Here is a 23084-nt window from a genome sequence, read left to right as displayed (position 1 = left end):
GATGGTAGTCGATCGCCGCCGATCCGGGAGTCCTCCGAACGGCCATGCCGCGAATCGCCGCACGCCCATCGGCGCGCCGCGCACGGCAGGTCGTCTCGCGCGACGCATCGCGTCAGTCTGCGTCAACCTGGAAGAGACCTTTGCAGCCTGACGCCTGAATCCGCGCCCAGCCTTTCGCTACACTTCGTCTCACAGTTGCTTGCTTCCTTCGTCCGAAGGAGTCTGCGAGTATTCACGCGGCCACCCGGCCGCGTTTTTTTTGCGTGCGCCGCGCGGCCTGGCGATGTGACATGCCGGCATCGCAACGTGAATCCGCATTCGTCATATGACAAGCATGACGAAGCAATTTCCGCTGCTTCTCCTTCGCATCGAATATCGCGCTGCCCATCCTGTCGTGCGGCGCGAAGACGCGCACGCGCCGTTGTCACGACGTAACAGGCTATTGCGCAAACTCGCATCGACGCGTCATCGCACGCACGTGACAATGACGACGTCGGATCGTGACTGGAAGTGAACCGTGCCGGCCCGTCGTCCACTGCCCTGCCCGCCCCGACCTGTCCGTGTCCGCCCGATGCTGGCGGGCCTCTGTTCCGTCGCCGCGCTCTACGGCGCGCCTGGCCGGAGCCGGTGCCTGTTTCGCGGTCAACGAGCGCAACCGGGAAGGGCAACCCGGGCCCGGCGACGGCCGGGTCACGGGCATCGTGTCAATCTTGGCCAGCTACCGGCGCTCCGATCGCTGGCTCACGCGCATCACGTGGATCCGCGTGGTCATGCGCTACAACCGCGACACCGACCTGATCCAGGCCGGCCTCGGCTACCGCTTCTAGCGGCCCCGCGGCCGCCCCGCGTCACGCGCGATAGCCGGGATCGATGCGATCGACGATGCGCTGCAGCGCGTCGAACGCGTCCTGCCCCGCACCATGCTTCGGGTCGAAATTCAGCGAATCGCGCACGCACGCTTCGAGCACGGGCGGCGCGATCGGCAGCGCGTCGCCGATCGCGTGCGTGGCAACCTGCACCTCGCATGCGCGGTTGAGCAGCCACATCAGCGAGAACGTCTGCGCGAGCGTCGCGCCGATCGTCACCGGTCCGTGGTTGCGCAGCAGCAGCACGGGCCGCCCGCCGGCGCTCTCGACGATGCGCCGCCCTTCCTCGAGATGCACGGTGATGCCCTCGAAGTCGTGATACGCGATCTTCCCGTACAACTGCGCCGAATAGAAATTCGAGAACGACAGCCCCTCGCGCGAACAGCACACGGCCATCGTGGGCGTCGTGTGCACGTGCATCACGCAGTGCGCGTCGGGCAGCGCCGCATGGATCGCGCTGTGGAACGTGAAGCCGGCCGGATTGATCGGCCAGTCGGAATGGCCGATCACGTTGCCATCGATGTCGATCTTCACAAGGTTCGACGCACACACTTCGCGGTAATGGAGCCCGAACGGGTTGATCAGGAAATGCCCGTCCTCGCCCGGCACGCGCAGCGAGATATGGTTGTAGATCAGCTCGGTCCAGCCGAGATGATCGAAGATGCGGTAGGCCGCCGCGAGCTGCACGCGCGCCTGCCATTCGGCTTCGGAGAAACGGGCGGGACGCGTGAACGGCTGATTCGGTACACGTTGCATGGGGGCACTCCGGTTGCGGGCGTGCGCGTCCGCGCGGGCGGCTGCGCGCATCGTCCATCGTCTCCTGACGCCGCACGCGGCTCATGCGGCTCATGCGGCGCGTCGTTCGCTCACCGCCCCGGCCCCGCATTGCGAGAGCCGTCCGGCGACGTCTTCACGATACGAATATCGTTGCGCACACAACCATATCACCTTTCCCCGCGCACCGGTATCGCGGGTTTGGCCTGAGCCGTTCCGGCCCTTACAACTGGTCGTCGACCGGCAGCAGCATGAAGATGCCGGTCATCACGTTGCGCAGCAGCCCCGCGTGCGGATCGACGTGATAAGTGGTCGGCCGGCCGTCGTCCGTGCCCGTCCACTCGAGTTCGGGCGCGCCGCCGCCCGCCGGCGTCGCGAGGCTCACGCGATAGCTTTCGTCCGGCTGCGTCACGCGCGCGAAGATCGTCGCGACCTGCTGCGCGAGCGCCGGACTGTGGATCACGAGCGCCAGTTCGGTATTCAGGTGCGCGGAACGCGGATCGAGATTCATCGAGCCGATCACGAGGATCTTCCGGTCGATCACGTACGCCTTCGCGTGCAGGCTCGCGCGCGAGCGCGACCCGAACAGGCGCGGGCGCTGCCGGCCGGGCTGCGCCTTGAACTCGTACAACTCGACGCCGTGCCGCAGCAGCGGCACGCGGTACGGCCCGTAGCCGGCCTGCACCGCAACCGCGTCGGTCGCGGCGAGCGAATTCGTCAGGATCGCGACGCGCACGCCGCGCGCGGTCGTGTCGCCGAGAATCTTCACGCCCGCGTCGTGCGGCACGAAATACGGCGAGAACGCGAGGAATTCCTGCTGCGCGCCGCGCGTCAGTTCGACGAGGCGCCGCATCGGCGGGCTCACGTACGCGTCGGTCGGCTGCGCGACCTTGTCGGGCGCGTCGGCCTTGAACTCGGCCTGCGCCCACACGAGCGCGAGCTCGTCGCGCGCGATCTGCTGCGCGAGCGGCGTCGCGTTCAGCGGCTTCGCGTTGTACGGATCGGCGTTCTGGCGCCAGTGGGCGCGCAACTCGTCGCGCATCGCGTCGAGATCCTTCGGATCGAACGACTGGTGATTCAGCACGCGCAGCGGATAGCTGCTCGCGCTCGCCCAGTAGGTGTCGAAGCTCGCCGAGATGTCGGTCGTCACGGGGCCGGCGGCGAGCACGTCGAGATCGCGGAACTGCAGCGTCGGGCTCGCGCTGAAGTATTCGTCGCCGAGATTGCGGCCGCCGACGATCGCAATCCGGTTGTCCGCGATCATCGCCTTGTTGTGCATCCGGCGCGTGAAGCTGTCGATACTCGTGAAGAAATTGGTCGTGCGCTCGACCATGCCCTGCTGCGACGCGCCGAACGGGTTGAACACGCGGATCTCGATGTTCGGGTGCGTGTTCAGCGCGGCCATGATGCGGTCGATGTCACGGAAGTTCAGGTCGTCGACCAGCATCCGCACACGCACGCCGCGATCGGCGGCGTACAGCGCCGCGGCGAGCAGCAGCTTGCCCGTCGTGTCCTCGGTTGCGATGTAGTACTGCATGTCGAGCGTCTTCGTCGCGGCGCGCGCGAGCGCGATGCGCATCTGCAACGCCTCGGCGCCATCCGCCAGCAGCCGAAAACCCGACTGGCCCGGATGCGCGGCCTCGGGCGCGGCCAGCGCGTCGCGCAGCGGCGTCGCGGTATCGGACGGCAATGCATGGGAAACCGGGCGATCGAGCGTGGTGGCGGGCGGATGCGTCGCGCACGCGGCGACGAGCGACAGCAGCACGCAGACGGCCAGCGCACGGGCCGGGCCGCATGCGGCGCGCCACGACAGCGCGGCCTGCGCGCGCCGGATGAAAGACGTGAGCACGGAAGCTTCCTCGACTGGCGGAACAAGGGTCCGCATTCGCCGCGGCGCGAGGCTGGCGGGCGGTCCCAGCCGATTTTAGTGGGCGCCCGATGAACCGGTCAATCGTGCGGGTGGCGCAAGCGGCACCCCGCTGCGGCAGCGGGCGACGTGGGCGGCCGGCGAACGTCCGCGTGCCTGGCGTCGAGGTCCGACCGCCCCGGATCCGCCCGTCGGGCGGCCCGTGCACCGAAACGGTCCGACCAATCTCATGCCCCGTCGCCGCTGCGCTCGAAATGGCTGCGCACGTAGTCGATATGCGTCTGCATCGCGGTGCGCGCCTCTTCGGGCCGATGCGCGCAAATCGCGTCGCACACGACACGGTGCTGCAGCAACAGCAGCTCGGACGCCTGCTCGTCGTCCGTCGTCATACCCGCCACGTTGATCGAGATGTGCTCGCGCAGCATCCCGATCACGCTCGTATGCAGGTGCAGGAACATCGTGTTGTGCGACGCAAGCGCGATCGCCTCGTGCAGCTTCGCGTCGGTCGCGGCTTCGACGGCCGCGTCGTCGTTCGCATGCGCGGTTTCGAGTTCGCGCAGCAGCGTGCGGATCCGGCGCCGGTCGTTCGCATCGGCCCGCAGCGCGGCGAAATACGCGGTCGCGCCTTCGAGCACGCGGCGGAATTCGAGGATGTCGTCGCGCAGCGCCGGATGATCGGCGACCAGCTGGCCCCACGGCGACGCGATGCCCGCGCGCAACTGGTCCGTCACATAGACGCCCGCGCCGCGCCGGCTCTGCAGCAGCCCGCGCGCGACGAGCCGCTGGGTCGCCTCGCGCACCGTGTTGCGCGCGACGCCGTACTGCTGCGCGAGCACGCGCTCGGCCGGCAGGCGCGCGCCGGCCGGCCAGGTGCCGTCGAGCAGCGCCGTCTCGATCTTGCGCATCACCACTTCGGTCCGGCCCCGTGCCGTCATCGCTGCCATCGTCTCGTCTCCCCCGGAATGCCCGTCGCGCCGATTGGCCCAACCAATTTGAGCTGCGGCGCCGTCGCGGGAATTATGCAGCGAAATCGTCGTCCCGCATCCGCATGCCGGGCCGTCGCCACTGGAGCGAGACATGAACGAAAGGCAGTATCCCGCCGCCGCCCCCGCGCACGTCTATCTGTTCGCGACCTGCCTGGTCGACCTGTTCGTCCCCGAAGCGGGGCTCGACGCGGTCCGCCTGCTGGAGCGCGAAGGGCTGACCGTCCACTATCCGCGCGGCCAGAGCTGCTGCGGGCAGCCGGCCTACAGCAGCGGCAATCCCGACGAAGCGCGCCGCGTCGCGGCCGCGCAGCTCGACCTGTTCGCCGAACCGTGGCCCGTGATCGTGCCGTCGGGCTCGTGCGCGGGCATGATCCGTCACCATTGGCCGGCGCTGTTCGCCGACGATCCCGTCCATGGCCCGAAGGCGCGCGCGATCGCGGAGCGGACCTACGAACTCGCCGAATTCCTCGTCCATGTGCTCGACGTGCAACTCGACGCGGCCGCGACAAGCGCCGGGCCCGACGAGCGCGTCGTGCTGCATACGTCGTGCGCGGCGCGCCGCGAAATGGGCACGCGCGTGCACGGCGTCGCGCTCGTCGATGCGCTGCCGGGCGTGACGCGGATCGAACACGAACGCGAATCCGAATGCTGCGGCTTCGGCGGCACGTTCTCGCTGAAGCATCCCGACATCTCCGGCGCGATGGTGCGCGACAAGGTCGCGTCGGCCTGCGCGACCGGCTGCGACCGGCTCGTGTCCGCGGACTGCGGCTGCCTGCTGAACATCGGCCATGCTGCGACCAAGGCCGGCGCGTCGCTGCCGGTCGAACATCTTGCGAGCTTCCTGTGGCGACGCACGGCCGGTGCCGCGCCGCTGCGCGGAGACAAGCAATGAGCGCGCGCAACGCGATTCTCGCGCGCCTGCGCAGCGCCGCCCCGGGCGTCGCCGCGACGGCCGCCGCCGCGCTCGACACACGCATCGGCACGCATTACGACACGCGCCGCACATCGGCCGCGCGCGATCCGCTCGCGCTCGCATCGGCGATGCAGGCCGCGCTCGCCGCATCGCACGCGGAAGTCTGGTGCGCGACCGACGACGAATGGCCCGCTCAACTCGCCGCGCGTCTCGCCGACGCCGGCGTGCGCCGCCTGCTGCTCGACCCGGCCCGCGCCGAATCCGCGGCGCTCGCCCGCGCGCTGCCGGACGCGGTCGCGCCCATGCCTTTCGACCGGCCGATCGACGCGTGGAAGGCCGAACTGTTCGACACGATCGACGCGGGCTTCACCGTCGCCCGCTCGGGCATCGCGGCCACCGGCACCGTCGTGCTCGCGCCCGATGCCGGCACGCCGCGCACGGTGTCGCTGGTGCCGCCGCTGCATGTCGCGCTCGTCCACGCGAACACGCTGCATGCGGACCTGCACGCAGCCGCGCACGCGGAGCGCTGGCACGCCGGCATGCCGACCAACCTCGTGCTGGTGTCGGGGCCGTCGAAGACGTCCGACATCCAGCAGACGCTCGCTTATGGCGCGCATGGCCCGCGCCGCCTGTGGGTCGTGATCGTCACCGATCCGGCGGCCGATGCCGCGGCCGCCCGGCCGGCCGCAACCGCTTGCGAGGACCAACCGCGATGAGCGACCACACGCTGCAATTCGTCGCCCCCGGCGACTTCAAGGCCCGCGCGCGCGCCGCGCTCGACGATCCCGCACTGCGCCGGAGTTTTCGCGGCGCGATGGACTTCCTGCAGGGCAAGCGCGCGACGCAATTCCCCGACGACACCGAGCTGCAGCAGTTGCGCGATCTCGGCGAAGCCGTGCGCCAGCATGCGCTCGCGCAGTTGCCCGCGCTGCTCGAGCGGCTGGAGGCGAAGCTCGTCGAAGCCGGCGTGCACGTGCACTGGGCCGAGACGGCCGCCGACGCGAACGCGATCGTGCTCGGCATCGCGCAGGCGAAGAAGGCGCGCCGCGTGATCAAGGGCAAATCGATGGCGAGCGAGGAAATCGAGCTGAACCATTACCTCGCGGATCACGGGGTCGACTGCATCGAGTCCGACATGGGCGAGTTCATCGTGCAGCTCGCGGGCGAGAAGCCGTCGCATATCGTGATGCCGGCGATCCACAAGACGCGCGGCGACATCGCCGAACTGTTCGAGAAACACATCCCCGGCACGCGCTACACGGAAGACGTCGACGAGCTGATCCAGACCGGCCGGCGCGCGCTGCGCCGCGCGTTCGCCGACGCGGACATCGGCCTGTCGGGCGTGAACTTCGCGGCAGCCGACACGGGCACGCTGTGGCTCGTCGAGAACGAAGGCAACGGCCGCCTGTCGACGACGGTGCCCGACACGCACATCGCGATCATGGGGATCGAGAAGGTCGTCGAAAAACTCGAGCACATCGTGCCGCTGTCGAGCCTGCTCACGCGCTCGGCTACCGGCCAGGCGATCACGACCTACTTCAACCTGATCTCGGGCCCGCGCCGCGACGGCGAACGCGACGGCCCGCGCGAACTGCATCTCGTGCTGCTCGACAACGGCCGCACGCAGGCCTATGCGGACGAACAACTGCGCGCGACGCTGCAGTGCATCCGCTGCGGCGCATGCATGAACCACTGCCCCGTCTATACGCGCATCGGCGGCCACGCGTACGGGACGACCTACCCGGGGCCGATCGGCAAGATCATCTCGCCGCACCTGCTCGGCCTCGACGCGACGGCCGACCTGCCGACCGCGTCGACGCTGTGCGGCGCATGCGGCGAGGTATGTCCGGTCCGGATCCCGATCCCGGAACTGCTCGTGCGGCTGCGCACCGAGGCGAACCGCAAGCCCGACGAACCCGTCGCGCATCCGCTGCGCGGCCAGGGCGCGAACTACAACCGCGCGGAAGACCTCGTGTGGCGCTTCTGGTCGGGCGCATTCGCGCATCCGCGCGCGTACCGCGCGTTCCGCTGGACCGCGACGCGCCTGCGCGCGCTGACACCCGCGAAACAGATGGGCTGGACGCAGCACCGCACGCCGCTCGAACCGGCGCCGCGCAGCCTGTCCGACCTGCTGCGCGCACGCGGCCAGCCCGAATAGACATCGCTTTCCCGACCGTACCCATAGAGATACAGACACAGATGGAGGAGACAACCATGCAGGTTTGGCATCAGATCTACACCCCGCTCGGCAGCCTCGGGCTGTCGGCGTTCGTCGCCGCGATCCCGATCATCTTCTTTTTCGTCGCGCTGGCCGCGCTGCGGATGAAGGGCCACGTCGCGGCCGCGATCACGCTGCTGCTGTCGCTCGGCGTCGCGATCCTCGCGTACGGGATGCCCGTGCCGCAGGCGCTCGCGGCGGCCGGCTTCGGCTTCGCGTACGGCCTGTGGCCGATCGCGTGGATCATCGTCGCGGCCGTGTTCCTGTACAAGATCGTCGTGAAGACCGGCCAGTTCGACGTCATCCGCGCATCCGTGCTGTCGATCACCGACGACCAGCGCCTGCAGATGCTGCTGATCGGCTTCTCGTTCGGCGCCTTCCTGGAAGGCGCGGCCGGCTTCGGCGCGCCCGTCGCGATCACCGCTGCGCTGCTCGTCGGCCTCGGCTTCAAGCCGCTGCACGCGGCCGGGCTGTGCCTGATCGCGAACACCGCGCCGGTCGCGTTCGGCGCGATGGGCATCCCGATCATCGTCGCCGGACAGGTGACGGGCATCGACCCGTTCCACATCGGCGCGATGGCCGGCCGCCAGCTGCCGCTGCTGTCGCTCGCGGTGCCGTTCTGGCTCGTGTTCATGATGGACGGGCTGCGCGGCGTGCGGCAGACCTGGCCGGCCGCGCTCGTCGCGGGTGGCAGCTTCGCCGTCACGCAGTACTTCACGTCGAACCACATCGGGCCCGAGCTGCCGGACATCACGTCGTCGCTCGTCAGCCTCGTCGCGCTCGCGGCGTTCCTGAAGGTGTGGCAGCCGCGCACCGCGCGGCAGCCAGCCGGCGGCATCGTCGCGACCGGCGGCGGCGCTGCGCTGGCCGGTTTCGGCGCGGGCAGGTTCGACGCGGGCGGCTTCGGCACGGGCACGAGCCGGCAGGCGTCGCCGTACACGCTCGCGCAGACGGTGCGCGCGTGGTCGCCGTTCCTGATCCTGACGGCCGTCGTCACCGTGTGGAGCATCGCGCCGTTCAAGGCGCTGTTCGCCGCGCACGGCGCGCTCGCGTCGACCGTGCTGAAGTTCCATGTGGCGGGGCTCGACCAGCTCGTCGTGAAGACCGCACCGATCGCCGCGACACCGAAGGCGCTCGAAGCCGTGCTGAAGATCGATCTGGTGTCCGCGGTGGGCAGCGCGATTCTCGTGACCGCGCTGATCTCGATGGCGCTGTTGCGGATGAAGCCGCGCGACGCGCTCGTCACGTTCGGCGAAACGCTGAAGGAGCTGACGCGCCCGATCCTGTCGATCGGCCTCGTGCTCGCGTTCGCGTTCGTCGCGAACTATTCGGGGATGTCGTCGACGCTCGCGCTGATGCTGGCCGCAACCGGCGCCGCGTTCCCGTTCTTCTCGCCGTTCCTCGGCTGGCTCGGCGTGTTCCTGACCGGCTCGGACACGTCGTCGAACGCCCTGTTCTGCTCGCTGCAGCAGGCCACGGCCCATCAGCTCGGCGTGCCCGAGACGCTCGCGGTGGCCGCGAACACGACGGGCGGCGTGACCGCGAAGATGATCTCGCCGCAGTCGATCGCGGTCGCGTGCGCGGCGACGGGCCTCGTCGGCAAGGAGTCGGAGCTGTTCCGCTTCACGGTGCGGCACAGCCTGCTGTTCGCGGTGATCGTCGGGTTGATCACGCTGGTACAGGCGTACGTGCTGCCGGGGATGGTGCCGTAAGCGGCGCGCCCCAAAAAAACAAAACCCCACGCCCGGAAGAGCGTGGGGTTTTTCATTTTGCCTGCCTATCGCCAGCGTCAGCCGGCGAGCGGCTGCGCGATCAGCTGCCCTTCGCGATGCGATCCTCGATGTGCTGCGCACGGCTCGTCGAAGACGGGTGCGAGCTCATCATCGAGCTCTGGCCGCCATCGAGCTTCGCCAGCTTCTGGAATGCGGTGACGAGGCCCTTCTGGCTCATGCCCTTCTGCTTCATCAGGTCGAACGAGTAGTCGTCCGCCGCGCTTTCCTGCGTCTGCGAGAACTGCGCGTTGATGAACTTCTCGGTGATGTCGCCGAGCTGCGAGCTCGTCAGCGCCGCCACGCCCGGCGATGCCGCGCCGGCCGCGCTGCGCGCCGCGCTCACCGCGTACGCCGTCTGCATCGCCTTCTTCGAGTGACCCAGTGCGACGTGGCCCATTTCATGGCCGATCACGCCGCGCAGTTCGTCGTCGTTCATCATGTCCATCAGGCCGCTGTACACGCGCACGCAGCCATTGCCCATCGCCCACGCGTTGACGTCCTTGGTCACGTAGACCTTGTAGTTGACCTTCTGGCCATTCAGCGTCATGTCGCCGAAGCCCTTCATCACCTTCGTCAGGCGCTTCGAATACGCGCTGTTCGCCGGCGCGATCTTCGATTCGGCGTCGCTGGACTTGCACGAGTCGTTCGACAGCGCGGCGATGTCCGAATCCGACAGCGTCGCTGCCTTGAACAGGTTCGTGCCCGCCGACGTCAGGCCGTTCGCGTCGAGATTCTGTACCCCGCCGCATGCGCTCAACAGGAACGCCACGCCACACGCTGCCACCGCTTTCTTGAGTTGCATCCCGGATCCCTCGATAGTTGTATTTGGGAGCGGCGATTTTGCATAATCCGGCAGAAAATTACCAGATGTTTACATCCGATGACACCTTAATTACTCATAGGATTGATGCGAAACGGCGATTTTCAGCGAAATTGAAGATCGAAACCGAAGCAATCGCCGCGAGCGGGCGACGATCGGGAGGGAAAACGGGCGCGCGGCTCAGGCCGCCTGGTCGCGGCGCCGCGTCAGCCGCCGCGCGACCAGCATCGGCAGCCGCACCGCGAAGCCGGTGAAAAGCCGCAGGTGCATCCATGCAAGCAGCGCGTTGTCGCGACCGTAGTGGAAATGAGACACGCCGCCCTCGTGCCGGCCGAAGTAGCGCACCGGCGCGTCGATGCGGATCGGGCGCACGCCGGCCCAGCACAGCCGCACGGCCGCCTCGGGATCGAAGTCGAAGCCGCGCATCCACGGCTGGCGCCGCATGATCGCGGCGAGCGGCGCGACCGGATACACGCGAAAGCCGTACAGCGAATCGCCGATCCCGGCCCACAGCGTCTCGAGGTCGGCCCAGGCGTTCGACAGCCGGCGCCCCTGGACGCGCAACTGCGGCGCACTCGCGTCGAACTTCGGCACGCCGAGCACCATCGCATCGGGCGCGGCCTGCGACGCGGCCATGAAAGCGGGAATCAGGTCGGCCGGATGCTGGCCGTCGGAATCCATCGTCAGCACGTGCGTGAAGCCGCTCGCGGCAGCCGCGTCGAGCCCCGCGAGCACCGCGGCGCCCTTGCCGCGGTTCTCCGGCAGCACGATCACGCGCAACCCGGGATCGTGCTCGGCCATCGCCTGCAGCCGCTCGGCGCTGCCGTCGGTGCTGCCGTCGACGACGACCCACACCGGATTCCACTGCGCGCGGGCATTGCGCACGGTCGTGTCGACCTTGGCGCCAGGGTTGTAGCTCGGAATCAGGACGAGGTGGGTGGACGAGGCGTGCGGCTTGGACATGGGAACGGCCGATTGCGAAGACAGGGATCCTGACAAAAGTTTATGACTTGCCGGCGACTGGCGGCAGGCTTCGTCGACGCCGCCCGTATGCGGTGCCGGTTGCCGGATCGTGAAGTTCTCCCGCTTCATGACAGCCGCTCCATCGCGTGCCCCGCGCTCGCCTCGATCTCGACCAGCAGGTCGTCGCGGCATACGTCCGCATGGACAAAGAGCGGCCGCACGCCGGGACCGGCCGCATCGCGCAGCACCCGATCGATCTCGGCAAGCGCCGCGGCATCGCCGGCGTCGCGCACGTAGATGCGATAGCTCAGGTCGGCAAGCGAGAACGGGCCATGCCCCTGCCGCGCGGCCTGCTCGAGCACGGCCGCGAGGTTCGCGACCGTCTCGCGCGTTTGCGCGACGACGTCGCCGCGATGCACGGTGCGGTGCCCGACGATGCTCGCGGTGCCCGATACGAACAGCACCGGCGCGGCGCCGCCGTCCGCCCAGGCGGCTGCACGCGCGAACGTCGGCGCACGCGGGCCGTATTGGGCCGGATAGTGATACGCGCTGACTTGGCGCGGGTTCTCGACCGGATCTGCGGGCGTGCGGCTCGCGATGAAATGGATCGCGAGCGGCGCCGCCGGCAACGCGTCGCCCGCGACCGGCACGACCGAACCGAGCGCGCACGCGGCCGGCACGCCGCCCGTCAATGCGCGGCGGCACGCGTCGAAGGCGTGCTGACGGCCGATATTGAACTGACGATAGCGTTCGATCCCGAACTGCACGGCATTGATCGCCGGCACGGTATTCCAGATGCGCAGCGGATGCGGCATGCCGAGCGTATCGAGCACGTCGAACAGCGTGCGGTAAGCATCGTGCGTCGCGCGTTCGAGCGGCGTGCCGCTGTCGCGCTGCGTGTCGCGCGTTTCGTGCACGACGATGCTGCCGAACACGAGCCCCGCCGCTTCGCTGTAGCGATAGTGCAGCGCACCGCGCCGTTCGCTGCGCAGGTCGCGCGCATTGCATTGCCAGATTTCGCAGACGGCATCGCCCGGTGCGACGCCGGCGCCGAGCAGCGCCATCTGCACCGGTGCGACCGGCAGGTCGGGGGCTGCATCGGCTAGCATTCGTGCCGCCGCACCGGCGTGCGATTCGGCCTGCGATTCTGCGTTCAATTCGTCCTGCAATCCGGCCGCGCCGATGCACACCGCGCCCAACGCACCCGGAAACGCGCGGTCGATCCCATCGCCACGCATGCGTGCATCGTGCAGCAACGCAGCGAGCCGCACATGACTCATCCGAACGAGCTGCAGTGCGCGGTCGCGGCCCTGCGCGAGCGGCGCGCCCGATCGCGATGCGTCCGGCCCGCCGGCCGCCTGCCCGCGCGCGAGCGGCGCGGAGGCTGACGACAGGGAACACGGGCGCCGTTCGGCGTCGACTGGATGCACGGACACTTCGATTTCCTCACTATGCGATGCGGGCCGTGCGACATCGTGGTCGGCATCGCGTTGCGCGACGTCAGGCCGACGCCGCGCGTTTCGTCATGCGAGCCCGCCGTTGACGGACATCACCTGCCCCGTCACATAGGCCGCGGCGTCGGACACCAGATACGCGACCATCGCCGCGACTTCGTCGGGCCGGCCCGCGCGCTGCGCGGGCACGAGCTGCTTGATCCGTTCGGCGGGAAACGCCTGTTCGGCCATCGGCGATTCGATGATGCCGGGCGCGACCGCGTTCACGGTAATGCCGCGCGACGCGAGCTCCAGCGACAGCGATTTCGTCGCACCGATCAGCCCCGCCTTCGCGGCCGCGTAATTGACCTGCCCGCGATTGCCGGTCACGCCAGCCACCGATGCGATGTTGACGATCCGCCCGCGTCGCGTGCGGATCATCGGCAGCAGCAGCGGCTGCGTGACGTTGAAAAAGCCGTTGAGCGTCACGTCGATGACGTTGTGCCACTGCCGGCGCGACATGCCGGCCATCGGCGCGTCGTCGTGAATGCCCGCGTTGTTGACGAGGATCTGCACCGGCGCTTCGTCGGCGAGCGGCGCCAGCGCGGCGAGCGTCGCGTCGGCGTCGGTCACGTCGAACGCGATCGCGCGCGCGGTGCCGCCGGCCGCGACGATCTGCTGTGCGACCGCCTCCGCCTGCGCGAGATGGCGGTTCGCATGGACCCACACTTCATGGCCGGCCTGCGCGAGCGCCATGCAGATCGCCTGCCCGAGTGCGCCGCTGCCGCCCGTCACGAGCGAGCGCATCGAATTGCTCCGTTCATCGCGTTTCACCTCGATCGGCGCGGCGGCGCATCGTCTGCCGATCGCCGCCGCATACCGTCATCACCTGCGCGCCGCGCCCGTGCGCCGCGCCGTCACTTCGTACGATGCGCGGCGACGTACACGGCCAGCGCGCCGAGCGTCGCAAAGATCTTCTGGTTATCCGGATTGTCCGAGCGCAGTTCGAAGCCGTATTTCTTCGAGATCAGCAGCGCGATTTCCAGGATGTCGATGGAGTCGAGCCCGAAACCTTCGCCGTACAGCGGGGTCTCGGCCGTCACTGTTTCGAGCGGGACGTCTTCGAGATTCAGTTCGCCGATGATCAGCGTGGCGAGCTCTTGTTCCAGTGCGTTCATCATGCGTGCGAGCAGGCGGCCAATGGCAGCGGGAGGCGCCCGGAAACGGCAACCGTCGTGCACGCCCGGCGCGTGCAAATCTCCGTCCCTCCGGCGTCTGCCGGCGTCCCCGCCTGCGTTATTTGGGGATCGTTTGTAAAAGTTACGCGGATTCTAGACGATGGGTATCGGCCCGTATACCGAGATTGGTTACAGACTGGCGGGCCGGCGCCGCGGCCCGTTTCGTGACACGAATGCACGAGACGCTTGAGCCGCTTTGGATGGAAATGGACCGACCCCGCGAAACCGTTCGTCCGGTGCCATACAATCGGTTACAAAACCCGCACACGCCCGCCCCGAACACGCCGTGCCGCGGCCCTAAAATGGGCGCACTCGATTACCGGCCCGGACCCGCGTCCCGGCCGCCATTCATATGATGTTTGACGGCCCGACCACCACGTCCGGCCACGATCCGCCCGATGTCTCCAGTCATGCCGCGTCCGTCCTTCCGCTCCGTTCCGGTTCGCCCGTCCGTCTGCCGCCGCCTGACGGCCGCCGGCCACGCGCGCCCGCGCCCGCACGGAGGCCGCCGATGAGCAGGTTGATGTCCATCGCGCGCGGCGTCGCCGTGGTCGGCACCGTCGCCGCCTACCAGGCCGGCGCGCACTACGCGGCCGCGACGCCCGGCGCACACGGCTTCGGCCTCGCGATGGCGCTCGTGCCGCCGCTGCTGCTCGCGCTCGGTGCGGCGCTGCGCTCGCCGCGACGTGCATGGTTCGTGCCGGCTTGGCTGCTGGCCGCCGCTGCACTGTGGGCCGCGCGCGCGCCGCTCGCGCAGCACTTCGAATGGGGCCTGTATCTGGAACACGCGAGCTTCAACGTCGCGATGGCGCTGCTGTTCGGCCGCACGCTCGCGGCAGGCGAGGTGCCGCTGTGCACGCGCTTCGCGACGATGATCCACGGCGCGGTCACGCCGGCCATCGCGCGCTATACGCGGCAGATCACGCTCGCGTGGACGCTGTTCTTCGTCGCGATCGCCGCCGTGTCGACGCTGCTGTTCGCGACCGCGCCGATCGTCACGTGGTCGACGTTCGCGAACTACCTGTCGCTGCCACTCGTCGCCGTGATGTTCGCCGCCGAGCATGCCTGCCGGCGCTTCGCGCTGCCGCACGAGCCGCGACCGCGAATGGTCGACGCGGTGCGCGCGTATCGCGCGACAACCCACGCGTCGCAGGCGTCACGATGAATTCACGGCCGGCGCGGCGCCGCAACGCGGCCGCGCCGGCCTTCGCTCCCGTTTTTACCGATTTATGCCGACTCACCCGCTGGTATTCCATTCGTCGCCGGACCAGACGATCGCATGGCGCGACGGCGCGCCCGTCACCGTGCGCGCGTTCGTCGCCGATGTCGCGCGCGTGGCCGCCGCGCTGCCCGCCGGCGGCCACGTGTTCAACGTGTGCCGCGACCGCTACCGCTTCGCGGTCAGCCTGTGCGCGGCGCTCGTCGCCGACAGGGTCAGCCTGCTGCCGTCGACGCACACGCCGGAAATGGTCCGCCAGCTCGCGTCGTTCGCGCCGGATGCGTTCTGTCTGCACGACGCGCCCGACTGCGCGATCGACCTGCCGCGCTTCGCGTATCCCGATACCGCCCCCGGCGACCTCGCCGACGATGCGCCGTTCGCCGTGCCGCAGATCGATGCGGCGCGGATCATGGCGTACGTGTTCACGTCCGGTTCGACCGGCGCGCCGGTGCCGCACCGCAAGACCTGGGGCTTCCTGGTCGGCTGCGTGCGCGCGGCGGCCGACCGCCTCGGGCTGCTCGACGGCCGCGCGGCCACGCTGATCGGCACGGTGCCCGCACAGCACATGTACGGCTTCGAATCGACGGTGCTGCTCGCGCTGATCGGCGGCCTCGCGTTCAGCAACCGCCAGCCGTTCTACCCGGTCGACATTCGCGACGAACTCGACGCGATCCCGCAGCCGCGCGTGCTCGTCACGTCGCCGATCCACCTGCGCGCGCTGCTGTCGGCCGGCCATGCGCTGCCGCGCGCGGCGCTCGTGCTGTCGGCCACCGCACCGCTGTCGGAGAAGCTCGCGTGCGAAGCCGAAGCCGCGCTCGACGCACCGCTCGTCGAGATCTACGGCAGCACCGAGACCGGCCAGATCGCGACCCGCCGCACGTCGCAGGGCGCAGCGTGGCAGCTGTTCCCGGGCATCCGCCTCGACGCGCGCAACGAACCCGCAAGCGACGGCGCGGGCGACGACGGCGAGCCGACCGTCTGGGTGTCGGGCGGACACGTCGAGGCACCCGTGCCGATGGGCGACGCGCTCGAACTGCTCGGCGACGGCCGCTTCCTGCTGCACGGCCGCAAGGCCGATCTCGTCAACATCGCCGGCAAGCGCACGTCGCTCGCGTACCTGAACCATCAGCTCAACGCGATTCCGGAGGTGGTCGACGGCGTGTTCTTCATGCCCGACGAAACCGTGGCCGCGCACGATGATTCGAACTTCGAACCGGTCACGCGCCTCGTCGCGCTCGTCGTCGCGCCGACGCTCGCGGCCACCGATCTGCAGCGCGCGCTGCGCGAGCGGATCGATCCCGCGTTCATGCCGCGCCCGCTCGTGTTCGTCGACGCGCTGCCGCGCAACGAAACGGGCAAACTGCCGCGCGACGCGCTGGCCGCGCTCGTCGCACGACACGCACGCACCGCGGCCGCACCGCTTCCCTCGCGCGACGCGGCCGGCACGCCCGCGCTCGCGTTCACGATTCCCGCCGACCATCCGGCGCTGCCCGGCCACTTCCCCGGTCATCCTGTCGTGCCGGGCGTCGTGCTGCTCGATCATGCGATCCACGCGATCGGCGCGGCGCTGAACCGTCCGCTGCATGCATGGCGGCTCGGCTCCGCGAAATTCCTGAGCCCGGTCGCGCCCGGCGAACCGCTCGATCTCGCGTTCGACGCCTCGGCCAGCGGCGCAATCCGCTTCACGCTGCGCGCCGGGTCGCGTGATGTCGCGACCGGCGTGCTGTCCGCGCCGCCGGCCGTGCAGGACGGTGCCCAGCCATGAAGCGCACCGCGTGGGCCGAACGCCAGGAGCGTAGCAACGCGGGATTGCTGCGCGCGATGACGTGGATCTCGCTGCGCTTCGGCCGGCAGCGTGCGCGCATCGTGCTGCATCTGATCGCGACGTATTTCGTGCTGTTCTCGCCGGTCGCGTGCGCCGCGTCGCGCGACTACCTGCGTCGCGTGCTCGGCCGCCCCGCACGCTGGCGCGACGTGTACCGGCACGTGTTCACGTTCGCGGCGACGATCCACGACCGCATCTATCTGATGAACGGGCGCTTCGACCTGTTCGACATCCGGCTGCACGGCGAAACGCTCGTCGACGATGCGCTCGCGGGCGGACGTGGCGCGTTCCTGATGGGCGCGCACCTCGGCAGCTTCGAGGTCGTGCGCGCGATCGGCCGCACGCACCCGGACCTGCGCGTCGTCGTCACGATGTACGAGAACAATGCGCGCAAGATCAACGCGACGCTCGCCGCGGTGAATCCGGCCGCGACGCCGGAAGTGATTCCGCTCGGGCAGGTCGACTCGATGCTGAAAGTACGCGAGCGCCTCGACGCGAACTGCATGATCGGCATGCTCGCCGACCGCACGCTGCGCGACGACGCGGCCGCGTCGCTGCGGCGGCTGCCGCTGCTCGGCACGCCGGCCGCATTCCCGCTCGGCCCGCTCTACATGGCCGCGATGCTGCGACGCCCGGTGATCTTCATGACGGGCCTCTATCGCGACGGCAATCGCTACGACGTGCACTTCGAGACGCTCGCCGATTTCTCCGACGTGCGGCGCGACGCACGCGCGGCGGCCGTCGACGCGGCACTCGCGCGCTACGTCGCGCTGCTCGACAAGTACTGCCGGGCAGCGCCGTACAACTGGTTCAACTATTTCGATTTCTGGCAAGTCGGCGACGCCGCGGCCGCGCGCCGCGCCGCTGCGCGCGCCGCTGCCGACCTGCCCGCCACGAGGGATTCCGACGCATGACCGCCGTTCGCCGCTTCCTGCTCCCGTTCCCGCTCGCGCTGCACCGCGGCGCCCGCTTGCTCGCCGCAACCGCCGCCGCGATCGCGCTGGCAGCGCACGCGCACGCGGCCGACACGGGTTCGGCCTGGAACCTCGACCGGCTGATGTCGACGCTCGCGCAGCACAAGTCGGGGCGTGCGACGTTCACCGAAACGAAGTACCTGTCGATCGCCACGCAGCCGGTCGAATCGTCCGGCGAACTCGTGTTCGTCGCGCCCGATCATCTGGAAAAGCACACGCTGAGCCCGAAGCCAGAACACCTCGTCGTCGACGGCGACACGCTCACCGTCGAGCGCAACAACCGCAAGTACACGCTCGCGCTCGCGCGCTATCCGGAACTCGGCGCGTTCATCGACAGCATCCGCGCGACGCTCGCCGGCAACCGCTTCGCGCTCGAACAGGTGTACAAGGTCGCGCTCGCCGGGCGCGGCGACGACTGGACGCTGACGCTCACGCCGCTCGACTCGCGGATGCTGAAGGTGGTCAGCACGATCACGCTCGACGGCACGCGCGATGTGTTGCGCGGCGTCGCGATCCGGCAGGCCGACGGCGATCATTCCGTGATGCGCCTGCAACCCGTTCCGGCGAATCCGAACTGATGGACGAGCAGCGCATCCGCCCCTCGCCCGTCACGCGCCGCCTGCACGCGTTGCGGCAGCGCGCGGTGCTCGTGTGGCTGCTCGCGCTCGTCGCGTGCGGCGTCGCGATCGGCCGCGCGCACTTCACGGCCGATCTGTCAGCGTTCCTGCCAAACTCGCCGAGCGCGGGGCAGCGCGTGCTCGTCGACCAGTTGCGCGACGGCATCGTGTCGCGGCTGATCCTCGTCGCGATCGACGGCGGCGATGCAAGTACGCGCGCCTCGCTGTCGCGGCGCATCGCCGGCACGCTGCGCACCGATCCGCAGTTCGCGGCGGTTCACAACGGCGAAGCCGCGAACGACGCGCGCGACCGGCAGTTCATCTTCGATCACCGCTACCTGCTGAGCCCGGCGGTCACGCCGCAGCGCTTCAGCGCCGACGGCCTGCATCAGGCGCTCGGCGACAGCCTCGATCTGCTGAGCTCGTCGGCCGGCCCCGTCGCCAAGGCGATGCTGCCGCGCGACCCGACCGGCGAAGTCGCCGCGCTCGTCGACCAGCTCGACAGCGCGGCGCAGCCGGCGAACCGCGACGGCGTGTGGGCGTCGCACGACGGTACGCGCGCGGTGCTCGTCGTGCAGACCGCCGCGGCCGGCTCCGATACCGACGCGCAGGCGCGCGCGATCGACACGGTGCGCCGCGCATTCGCCGCCGCGACGCAGGCCGTGCCGAACGCGGCCGCGACCACGCTCGCGATGACGGGCCCCGGCGTGTTCTCGGTCGACATGCGCGATACGATCCGGCACGACGTCGAGCGGCTGTCGACGGCAAGCGTCGTGTTGATCGTCGCGCTGCTGCTGACGCTGTACCGCTCGCCGCGCACGCTCGCGCTCGGGTTGCTGCCGGTGCTGACGGGCGTCGCGGCCGGGATCGCGGCGGTCAGCGTCGCGTTCGGCACGGTCCACGGGCTGACGCTCGGCTTCGGCACGACGCTGATCGGCGAAGCCGTCGACTATTCGATCTACCTGTTCGTGCAATCGGCGCAGGCCGGCACGCGCGGCGGCGCGCGCCCGGCCGATGCGACGCGCGCATGGCTCGCTGCGTACTGGCCGACGATCCGGCTCGGCGTGCTGACGTCCGTGTGCGGTTTCGCGTCGATGCTGTTCTCCGGATTCCCGGGCCTTGTGCAGCTCGGGCTGTATTCGATCGCCGGGCTCACGGCCGCCGCGCTCGTCACGCGCTTCGTGCTGCCGCACCTGCACGGCGGGCATGTCGCGATCCGCGACGTGTCGCGCGTCGGCGCCGTGCTCGCGCGCGCGGCCGACGCCGCGCCGCGGCTACGCTGGCCGCTCGCCGCACTGGTGGTCGCCGCGTGCGCGACGCTCGTGCTGCATCGCGACGGCCTGTGGAGCCGCGAGCTCGCCTCGCTCAGCCCCGTGCCGGCGCGCGCGCAGGCGCTCGACGCGCGGCTGCGCGCCGATGTCGGCGCGCCCGACGTACGCTACCTCGTCGTGATTTCCGCGCCGACCGAGCAGGCCGCGCTCGAAGGCGCCGAAAAGGTCGCCGTGCAACTGCAGCCGCTCGTCGACCAGCGCGCGCTCGCGGGTTTCGAAAGCCCCGCGCGCTACCTGCCGAGCGACGCCGCGCAGCGCGCGCGCCAGGCGAGCCTGCCCGATGCGGACGTGCTCGCCGCGCGAATGCGCGGCGCCGTCGCGAACCAGCCGATCGCGGTGAAGCCCGACCTGTTCGCGCCGTTCATCGCCGATATCGAAGCCGCCCGCCACGCACCGCTGCTGACGCGTGCGGACTTGCGCGGCACGTCGATGGCGCTCGCGGTCGATGCGCTGCTGACCGAACGCGACGGCCGCTGGAGCGCGATGCTGCCGCTGCGCGCGCCGGACGCCGCACGCGCAGCGCAATCGGCGCAAAGGTTCGACGCAACGCCGATACGCACGGCCGTCGCGCAGGCGGGCGTGCCCGATGCGCTGTTCGTCGACATGAAAGCCGAAGCCGATCGCCTGTACGTGAGCTACGTGCGCGAGGACATCCGGCTGTCGCTCGCGGGTTTCGCGGCGATCGCCGTGCTGCTGCTGATCGTGCTGCGCTCGCCGCGCCGTGCCGTGCGCGCGCTCGCGCCGCTCGTCGCGGCCGTGCTGGTCGTGACGGCCGGCTTCGCGCTCGCCGGCGTGCAACTGACGATCCTGCACCTCGTCGGCATGCTGCTGATCGTCGCGGTCGGCTCGAACTACGCGCTGTTCTTCTGCAAGCGCGACGACGCGCAGCCCGTCACGCCACACACGCTCGTGTCGCTGCTGGTCGCGAACCTCGCGACGGTCGCCGGCTTCGGGCTGCTGGCGCTGTCGCGCGTGCCGCTGCTCGAAACCTTCGGGCTGACCGTCGGCCCCGGCGCGATGCTCGCGCTCGCGTTCGCGGCGATACTCGCGCCGCGCGCCACGGCGGCCGGCGATCGTCGTCAACGGAGCCAGGCATGAACGCACCGTCGTCCGTTCCGCCCCGACAGGACGGCCAATCCGGCGCGCGCCGCTGGAAGCCGACGCCGCTGATCGCGGGCACGGCCGCGCTGCACGCGGGCGCGGCCGCCGCCGTCGCCGTGCAGCCGGCCGCGTGGCCGTGGGCCGTCGGCGGCGTGGTCGCGTCGCATCTCGCGCTGACGGCAGCCGGCCTGTGGCCGCGCAGCACGCTGCTCGGCCCGAACTGGACGCGCCTGCCGGCCGGCGCCGGCCGCCGGATCGCGCTGACGATCGACGACGGCCCCGACCCGGACGTCACGCCGCGCGTGCTCGACCTGCTCGACCGTTACGACGCGCGCGCAACCTTCTTCTGCATCGGCGATCTGGCGCGCCGTCATCCGCAGTGGATCGAAGCGATCGTCGCGCGCGGTCACGCGGTCGAGAACCACAGCCAGCGGCACCGGCACACGTTCTCGCTGTCGGGGCCCGCCGCGCTGCGGCGCGAGATCGCGGCAGCGCAGCAGACACTGACCGAGATCGCCGGCACGCGCCCGCTGTTCTTCCGCGCGCCGGCCGGCCTGCGCAACCCGTTTCTCGAACCGGTGCTGTGCGAACTCGGCCTGCAGCTTGCGAGCTGGACGCGACGCGGCTTCGACACGCGCGCGCACGACGCCGCGACCGTCACGCGCCGCCTGCTGAACGGCCTCGCACCGCGCGACATCCTGCTCGTGCACGACGGTCACGCGGCACGCGACGCGCGCGGCGAACCGGTCGTGCTCGACGTACTGCAAGCGGTGCTGCACGCAGCCGCCGATGCGCAACTGCACTGGACCACGCTGCGCGCGGCGCTCGCGCCCGAACCGCCCGGCCAGCCGGGCGTTCCGGCACCCCCGTTTGATAAAATCTGACCGCGGACGGCGCGCCTCCCAGCCTTGCTGCGGCGCCCGTTCCGGCCACCGGATGCGACCCTCGTGAAACCTCTCCTGCTCTCGCACTTCACCGCCACCAGCTGCATCGGCCGTGGCCTCGATGCGACCCTCGATGCACTGCGCGACGCCCGCGGCGGGCTCGCACCATGCGACTTCGAGCGTGCGGATCTCGACACGTGGATCGGCGCGGTGGACGGTGTCGACGAGCAACCCGTGCGCGCGGACCTCGCCGACTTCGAGTGCCGCAACAACCGCCTCGCGCAACTCGCCCTGACGCAGGACGGCTTCGACGCACGCGTCGCGGCAGCCGTCGCTCGCCACGGCGCGGCGCGCGTCGGCGTGTTCATCGGCACGAGCACGGCCGGCATCCTCGAGACCGAACGCGCGTACCAGCATCGAGACCCGGCGAGCGGCGCGCTGCCTGCCGATTTTCGTTATGCGCACACGCACAACCCGTATTCGCCGGCCGCGTTCGTGCGAGCGTATTTCGCGCTGCGCGGGCCGGCGATGGCGATCTCGTCCGCGTGCTCGTCCGGCGCGAAGGTGTTCGGCTCCGCGCGCCGCATGATCGAGGCCGGGTTGATCGACGCGGCCGTCGTCGGCGGCGTCGATTCGCTGTGCCTGACGACGCTGTACGGCTTCAACTCGCTCGAACTGCTGTCGCGCCTACCGTGCCGGCCGTTCGACGTTGCGCGCGACGGCATCTCGATCGGCGAGGCCGCGGCGTTCGCGCTCGTCGAACGCGTGCCCGAACCGCACGCCGCGCTCGACGGCAACGCGATCCTGCTGCTCGGTATCGGCGAATCGAGCGACGCGCACCACATGTCGTCGCCGCATCCGGACGGGCTCGGCGCGCGCGTCGCGATCGAGCAGGCACTCGCGTCCGCCGGCCTCGACGCGAACGACATCGATTACGTGAACCTGCACGGCACCGCGACGCCGAGCAACGATGCGGCCGAAAGCCGCGCGGTCGGCGCGCTGCTCGCGCACACGCCGTGCAGCTCGACGAAGGGCGCGACCGGCCACACGCTCGGCGCGGCCGGCGCGCTCGAAGCGGTCGTCGCCGCGCTCGCGCTGCGCGAGCAGTTCGCGCCGGCCGGCGTCAACACGACGCAACCCGACCCGGCGCTCGCCGCCGACTACGTGCTCGCGAGCCGCGATATGCGCGTGCGCACCGTGCTCTCCAATTCGTTCGGCTTCGGCGGCACGAATTGCAGCCTGCTCCTCGGCCGCGCCGGCCACGTACGCCGTTGAGGCCCGAC

Annotated in this window: 19 protein-coding genes and 1 pseudogene; 12 read left to right on the top strand and 8 right to left on the bottom strand. The window is 70.1% G+C overall.

The window, feature by feature from the left end:
- Nucleotides 1-608: 608 nt before the first annotated feature.
- A pseudogene (locus ACNQQL_RS13135) lies at nucleotides 609-827 on the top strand (hypothetical protein); the annotation flags it as partial.
- Between the two features lie 21 nt (nucleotides 828-848).
- Here ACNQQL_RS13135 and ACNQQL_RS13130 read toward each other — a convergent pair.
- The 3 genes from ACNQQL_RS13130 to ACNQQL_RS13120 all read right to left on the bottom strand — a co-directional run bounded on the left by ACNQQL_RS13130 (nucleotide 849) and on the right by ACNQQL_RS13120 (nucleotide 4451).
- Nucleotides 849-1622, bottom strand: coding sequence for a class II aldolase/adducin family protein (locus ACNQQL_RS13130; protein ID WP_347064343.1), 774 nt, complete (start codon nucleotides 1620-1622; stop codon nucleotides 849-851).
- Nucleotides 1623-1863: 241 nt separating this feature from the next.
- Nucleotides 1864-3489, bottom strand: coding sequence for a phospholipase D family protein (locus ACNQQL_RS13125; protein ID WP_347064342.1), 1626 nt, complete (start codon nucleotides 3487-3489; stop codon nucleotides 1864-1866).
- Between the two features lie 245 nt (nucleotides 3490-3734).
- Nucleotides 3735-4451 carry a FadR/GntR family transcriptional regulator gene (locus ACNQQL_RS13120; protein WP_347064341.1) on the bottom strand — a complete coding sequence of 239 codons (717 nt, stop codon included), beginning with the start codon at nucleotides 4449-4451 and terminating at the stop codon, nucleotides 3735-3737.
- A gap of 133 nt (nucleotides 4452-4584) precedes the next feature.
- On the opposite strand from ACNQQL_RS13120, the gene ACNQQL_RS13115 reads away from it, so the two are divergent.
- Genes ACNQQL_RS13115 through ACNQQL_RS13100 form a run of 4 tightly spaced genes read left to right on the top strand, consistent with a single transcriptional unit; the run spans nucleotide 4585 to nucleotide 9336 of the window.
- On the top strand, nucleotides 4585-5385 hold the full coding sequence (locus tag ACNQQL_RS13115; RefSeq protein ID WP_347064340.1) for a (Fe-S)-binding protein: 801 nt from the start codon (nucleotides 4585-4587) through the stop codon (nucleotides 5383-5385).
- The gene (locus ACNQQL_RS13110; protein WP_347064339.1) at nucleotides 5382-6122 is read left to right on the top strand and encodes a LutC/YkgG family protein; all 741 of its coding nucleotides are present in this window, start codon (nucleotides 5382-5384) and stop codon (nucleotides 6120-6122) included. The genes ACNQQL_RS13115 and ACNQQL_RS13110 overlap by 4 nt, the downstream gene beginning before the upstream one ends.
- Nucleotides 6119-7564, top strand: coding sequence for a LutB/LldF family L-lactate oxidation iron-sulfur protein (locus tag ACNQQL_RS13105; protein WP_347064338.1), 1446 nt, complete (start codon nucleotides 6119-6121; stop codon nucleotides 7562-7564). The genes ACNQQL_RS13110 and ACNQQL_RS13105 overlap by 4 nt, the downstream gene beginning before the upstream one ends.
- A gap of 56 nt (nucleotides 7565-7620) precedes the next feature.
- Nucleotides 7621-9336, top strand: coding sequence for a lactate permease LctP family transporter (locus ACNQQL_RS13100; protein WP_347064337.1), 1716 nt, complete (start codon nucleotides 7621-7623; stop codon nucleotides 9334-9336).
- A 100-nt stretch (nucleotides 9337-9436) separates the two neighbouring features.
- Here the strand turns inward: ACNQQL_RS13100 and ACNQQL_RS13095 are convergent, their stop codons facing one another.
- The 5 genes from ACNQQL_RS13095 to ACNQQL_RS13075 all read right to left on the bottom strand — a co-directional run bounded on the left by ACNQQL_RS13095 (nucleotide 9437) and on the right by ACNQQL_RS13075 (nucleotide 13790).
- A complete protein-coding gene (locus tag ACNQQL_RS13095) occupies nucleotides 9437-10198 on the bottom strand; it encodes a M48 family metalloprotease (RefSeq protein WP_347064336.1) in 762 nt (253 codons plus the stop codon).
- 198 nt (nucleotides 10199-10396) lie between these two features.
- Complete coding sequence (locus ACNQQL_RS13090; protein WP_347064335.1) at nucleotides 10397-11179, bottom strand: glycosyltransferase family 2 protein; 783 nt, start codon at nucleotides 11177-11179, stop codon at nucleotides 10397-10399.
- A gap of 125 nt (nucleotides 11180-11304) precedes the next feature.
- Nucleotides 11305-12615 (bottom strand): endoribonuclease L-PSP, encoded by a 1311-nt coding sequence (locus tag ACNQQL_RS13085; protein WP_347064334.1) that lies wholly within the window; start codon nucleotides 12613-12615, stop codon nucleotides 11305-11307.
- A gap of 87 nt (nucleotides 12616-12702) precedes the next feature.
- On the bottom strand, nucleotides 12703-13419 hold the full coding sequence (gene fabG / locus ACNQQL_RS13080; RefSeq protein ID WP_347064333.1) for a 3-oxoacyl-ACP reductase FabG: 717 nt from the start codon (nucleotides 13417-13419) through the stop codon (nucleotides 12703-12705).
- Between the two features lie 110 nt (nucleotides 13420-13529).
- Nucleotides 13530-13790: a phosphopantetheine-binding protein gene (locus tag ACNQQL_RS13075; RefSeq protein ID WP_347064386.1), complete on the bottom strand. Its 261-nt coding sequence runs from the start codon at nucleotides 13788-13790 to the stop codon at nucleotides 13530-13532.
- A gap of 571 nt (nucleotides 13791-14361) precedes the next feature.
- Between ACNQQL_RS13075 and ACNQQL_RS13070 the strand changes: the two genes are divergently transcribed.
- The 7 genes from ACNQQL_RS13070 to ACNQQL_RS13040 all read left to right on the top strand — a co-directional run bounded on the left by ACNQQL_RS13070 (nucleotide 14362) and on the right by ACNQQL_RS13040 (nucleotide 23076).
- Entirely contained in the window at nucleotides 14362-15015 is a 654-nt protein-coding gene (locus ACNQQL_RS13070; protein WP_347064332.1) for a hypothetical protein, read from the top strand.
- Nucleotides 15016-15079: 64 nt separating this feature from the next.
- Nucleotides 15080-16834 (top strand): AMP-binding protein, encoded by a 1755-nt coding sequence (locus ACNQQL_RS13065; RefSeq protein ID WP_347064331.1) that lies wholly within the window; start codon nucleotides 15080-15082, stop codon nucleotides 16832-16834.
- The gene (locus ACNQQL_RS13060) at nucleotides 16831-17808 is read left to right on the top strand and encodes an acyl-CoA synthetase (protein ID WP_347064330.1); all 978 of its coding nucleotides are present in this window, start codon (nucleotides 16831-16833) and stop codon (nucleotides 17806-17808) included. Before ACNQQL_RS13065 ends, ACNQQL_RS13060 begins: the two co-directional genes overlap by 4 nt.
- Nucleotides 17805-18446 carry an outer membrane lipoprotein carrier protein LolA gene (locus ACNQQL_RS13055; protein ID WP_347064329.1) on the top strand — a complete coding sequence of 214 codons (642 nt, stop codon included), beginning with the start codon at nucleotides 17805-17807 and terminating at the stop codon, nucleotides 18444-18446. Before ACNQQL_RS13060 ends, ACNQQL_RS13055 begins: the two co-directional genes overlap by 4 nt.
- Nucleotides 18446-20914, top strand: a complete 2469-nt coding sequence (locus tag ACNQQL_RS13050; RefSeq protein ID WP_347064328.1) for an MMPL family transporter — start codon at nucleotides 18446-18448, stop codon at nucleotides 20912-20914. Before ACNQQL_RS13055 ends, ACNQQL_RS13050 begins: the two co-directional genes overlap by 1 nt.
- Complete coding sequence (locus tag ACNQQL_RS13045) at nucleotides 20911-21801, top strand: polysaccharide deacetylase family protein (protein ID WP_347064327.1); 891 nt, start codon at nucleotides 20911-20913, stop codon at nucleotides 21799-21801. Before ACNQQL_RS13050 ends, ACNQQL_RS13045 begins: the two co-directional genes overlap by 4 nt.
- Before the next feature lie 63 nt (nucleotides 21802-21864).
- Nucleotides 21865-23076, top strand: a complete 1212-nt coding sequence (locus ACNQQL_RS13040) for a beta-ketoacyl-[acyl-carrier-protein] synthase family protein (protein WP_347064326.1) — start codon at nucleotides 21865-21867, stop codon at nucleotides 23074-23076.
- The last annotated feature ends 8 nt before the right edge of the window (nucleotides 23077-23084 follow it).

Source organism: Burkholderia sp. LFS061 (assembly GCF_047978125.1).
Taxonomy (GTDB): Bacteria; Pseudomonadota; Gammaproteobacteria; order Burkholderiales; family Burkholderiaceae; genus Burkholderia; species Burkholderia pyrrocinia_C.
This window is presented reverse-complemented; position numbering and strand designations above follow the sequence as displayed.

Bases quoted from the DNA above. Each gene is read 5' to 3' on its own strand.
- ACNQQL_RS13070 (WP_347064332.1), top strand. From the start codon at position 14,362: ATGAGCAGGTTGATGTCCATCGCGCGCGGCGTCGCCGTGGTCGGCACC.
- ACNQQL_RS13050 (WP_347064328.1), top strand. From the start codon at position 18,446: ATGGACGAGCAGCGCATCCGCCCCTCGCCCGTCACGCGCCGCCTGCAC.
- ACNQQL_RS13110 (WP_347064339.1), top strand. From the start codon at position 5,382: ATGAGCGCGCGCAACGCGATTCTCGCGCGCCTGCGCAGCGCCGCCCCG.
- ACNQQL_RS13065 (WP_347064331.1), top strand. From the start codon at position 15,080: ATGCCGACTCACCCGCTGGTATTCCATTCGTCGCCGGACCAGACGATC.
- ACNQQL_RS13075 (WP_347064386.1), bottom strand. From the start codon at position 13,790: ATGAACGCACTGGAACAAGAGCTCGCCACGCTGATCATCGGCGAACTG.
- fabG (WP_347064333.1), bottom strand. From the start codon at position 13,419: ATGCGCTCGCTCGTGACGGGCGGCAGCGGCGCACTCGGGCAGGCGATC.
- ACNQQL_RS13130 (WP_347064343.1), bottom strand. From the start codon at position 1,622: ATGCAACGTGTACCGAATCAGCCGTTCACGCGTCCCGCCCGTTTCTCC.
- ACNQQL_RS13105 (WP_347064338.1), top strand. From the start codon at position 6,119: ATGAGCGACCACACGCTGCAATTCGTCGCCCCCGGCGACTTCAAGGCC.
- ACNQQL_RS13100 (WP_347064337.1), top strand. From the start codon at position 7,621: ATGCAGGTTTGGCATCAGATCTACACCCCGCTCGGCAGCCTCGGGCTG.
- ACNQQL_RS13045 (WP_347064327.1), top strand. From the start codon at position 20,911: ATGAACGCACCGTCGTCCGTTCCGCCCCGACAGGACGGCCAATCCGGC.
- ACNQQL_RS13115 (WP_347064340.1), top strand. From the start codon at position 4,585: ATGAACGAAAGGCAGTATCCCGCCGCCGCCCCCGCGCACGTCTATCTG.
- ACNQQL_RS13060 (WP_347064330.1), top strand. From the start codon at position 16,831: ATGAAGCGCACCGCGTGGGCCGAACGCCAGGAGCGTAGCAACGCGGGA.
- ACNQQL_RS13120 (WP_347064341.1), bottom strand. From the start codon at position 4,451: ATGGCAGCGATGACGGCACGGGGCCGGACCGAAGTGGTGATGCGCAAG.
- ACNQQL_RS13090 (WP_347064335.1), bottom strand. From the start codon at position 11,179: ATGTCCAAGCCGCACGCCTCGTCCACCCACCTCGTCCTGATTCCGAGC.
- ACNQQL_RS13055 (WP_347064329.1), top strand. From the start codon at position 17,805: ATGACCGCCGTTCGCCGCTTCCTGCTCCCGTTCCCGCTCGCGCTGCAC.
- ACNQQL_RS13095 (WP_347064336.1), bottom strand. From the start codon at position 10,198: ATGCAACTCAAGAAAGCGGTGGCAGCGTGTGGCGTGGCGTTCCTGTTG.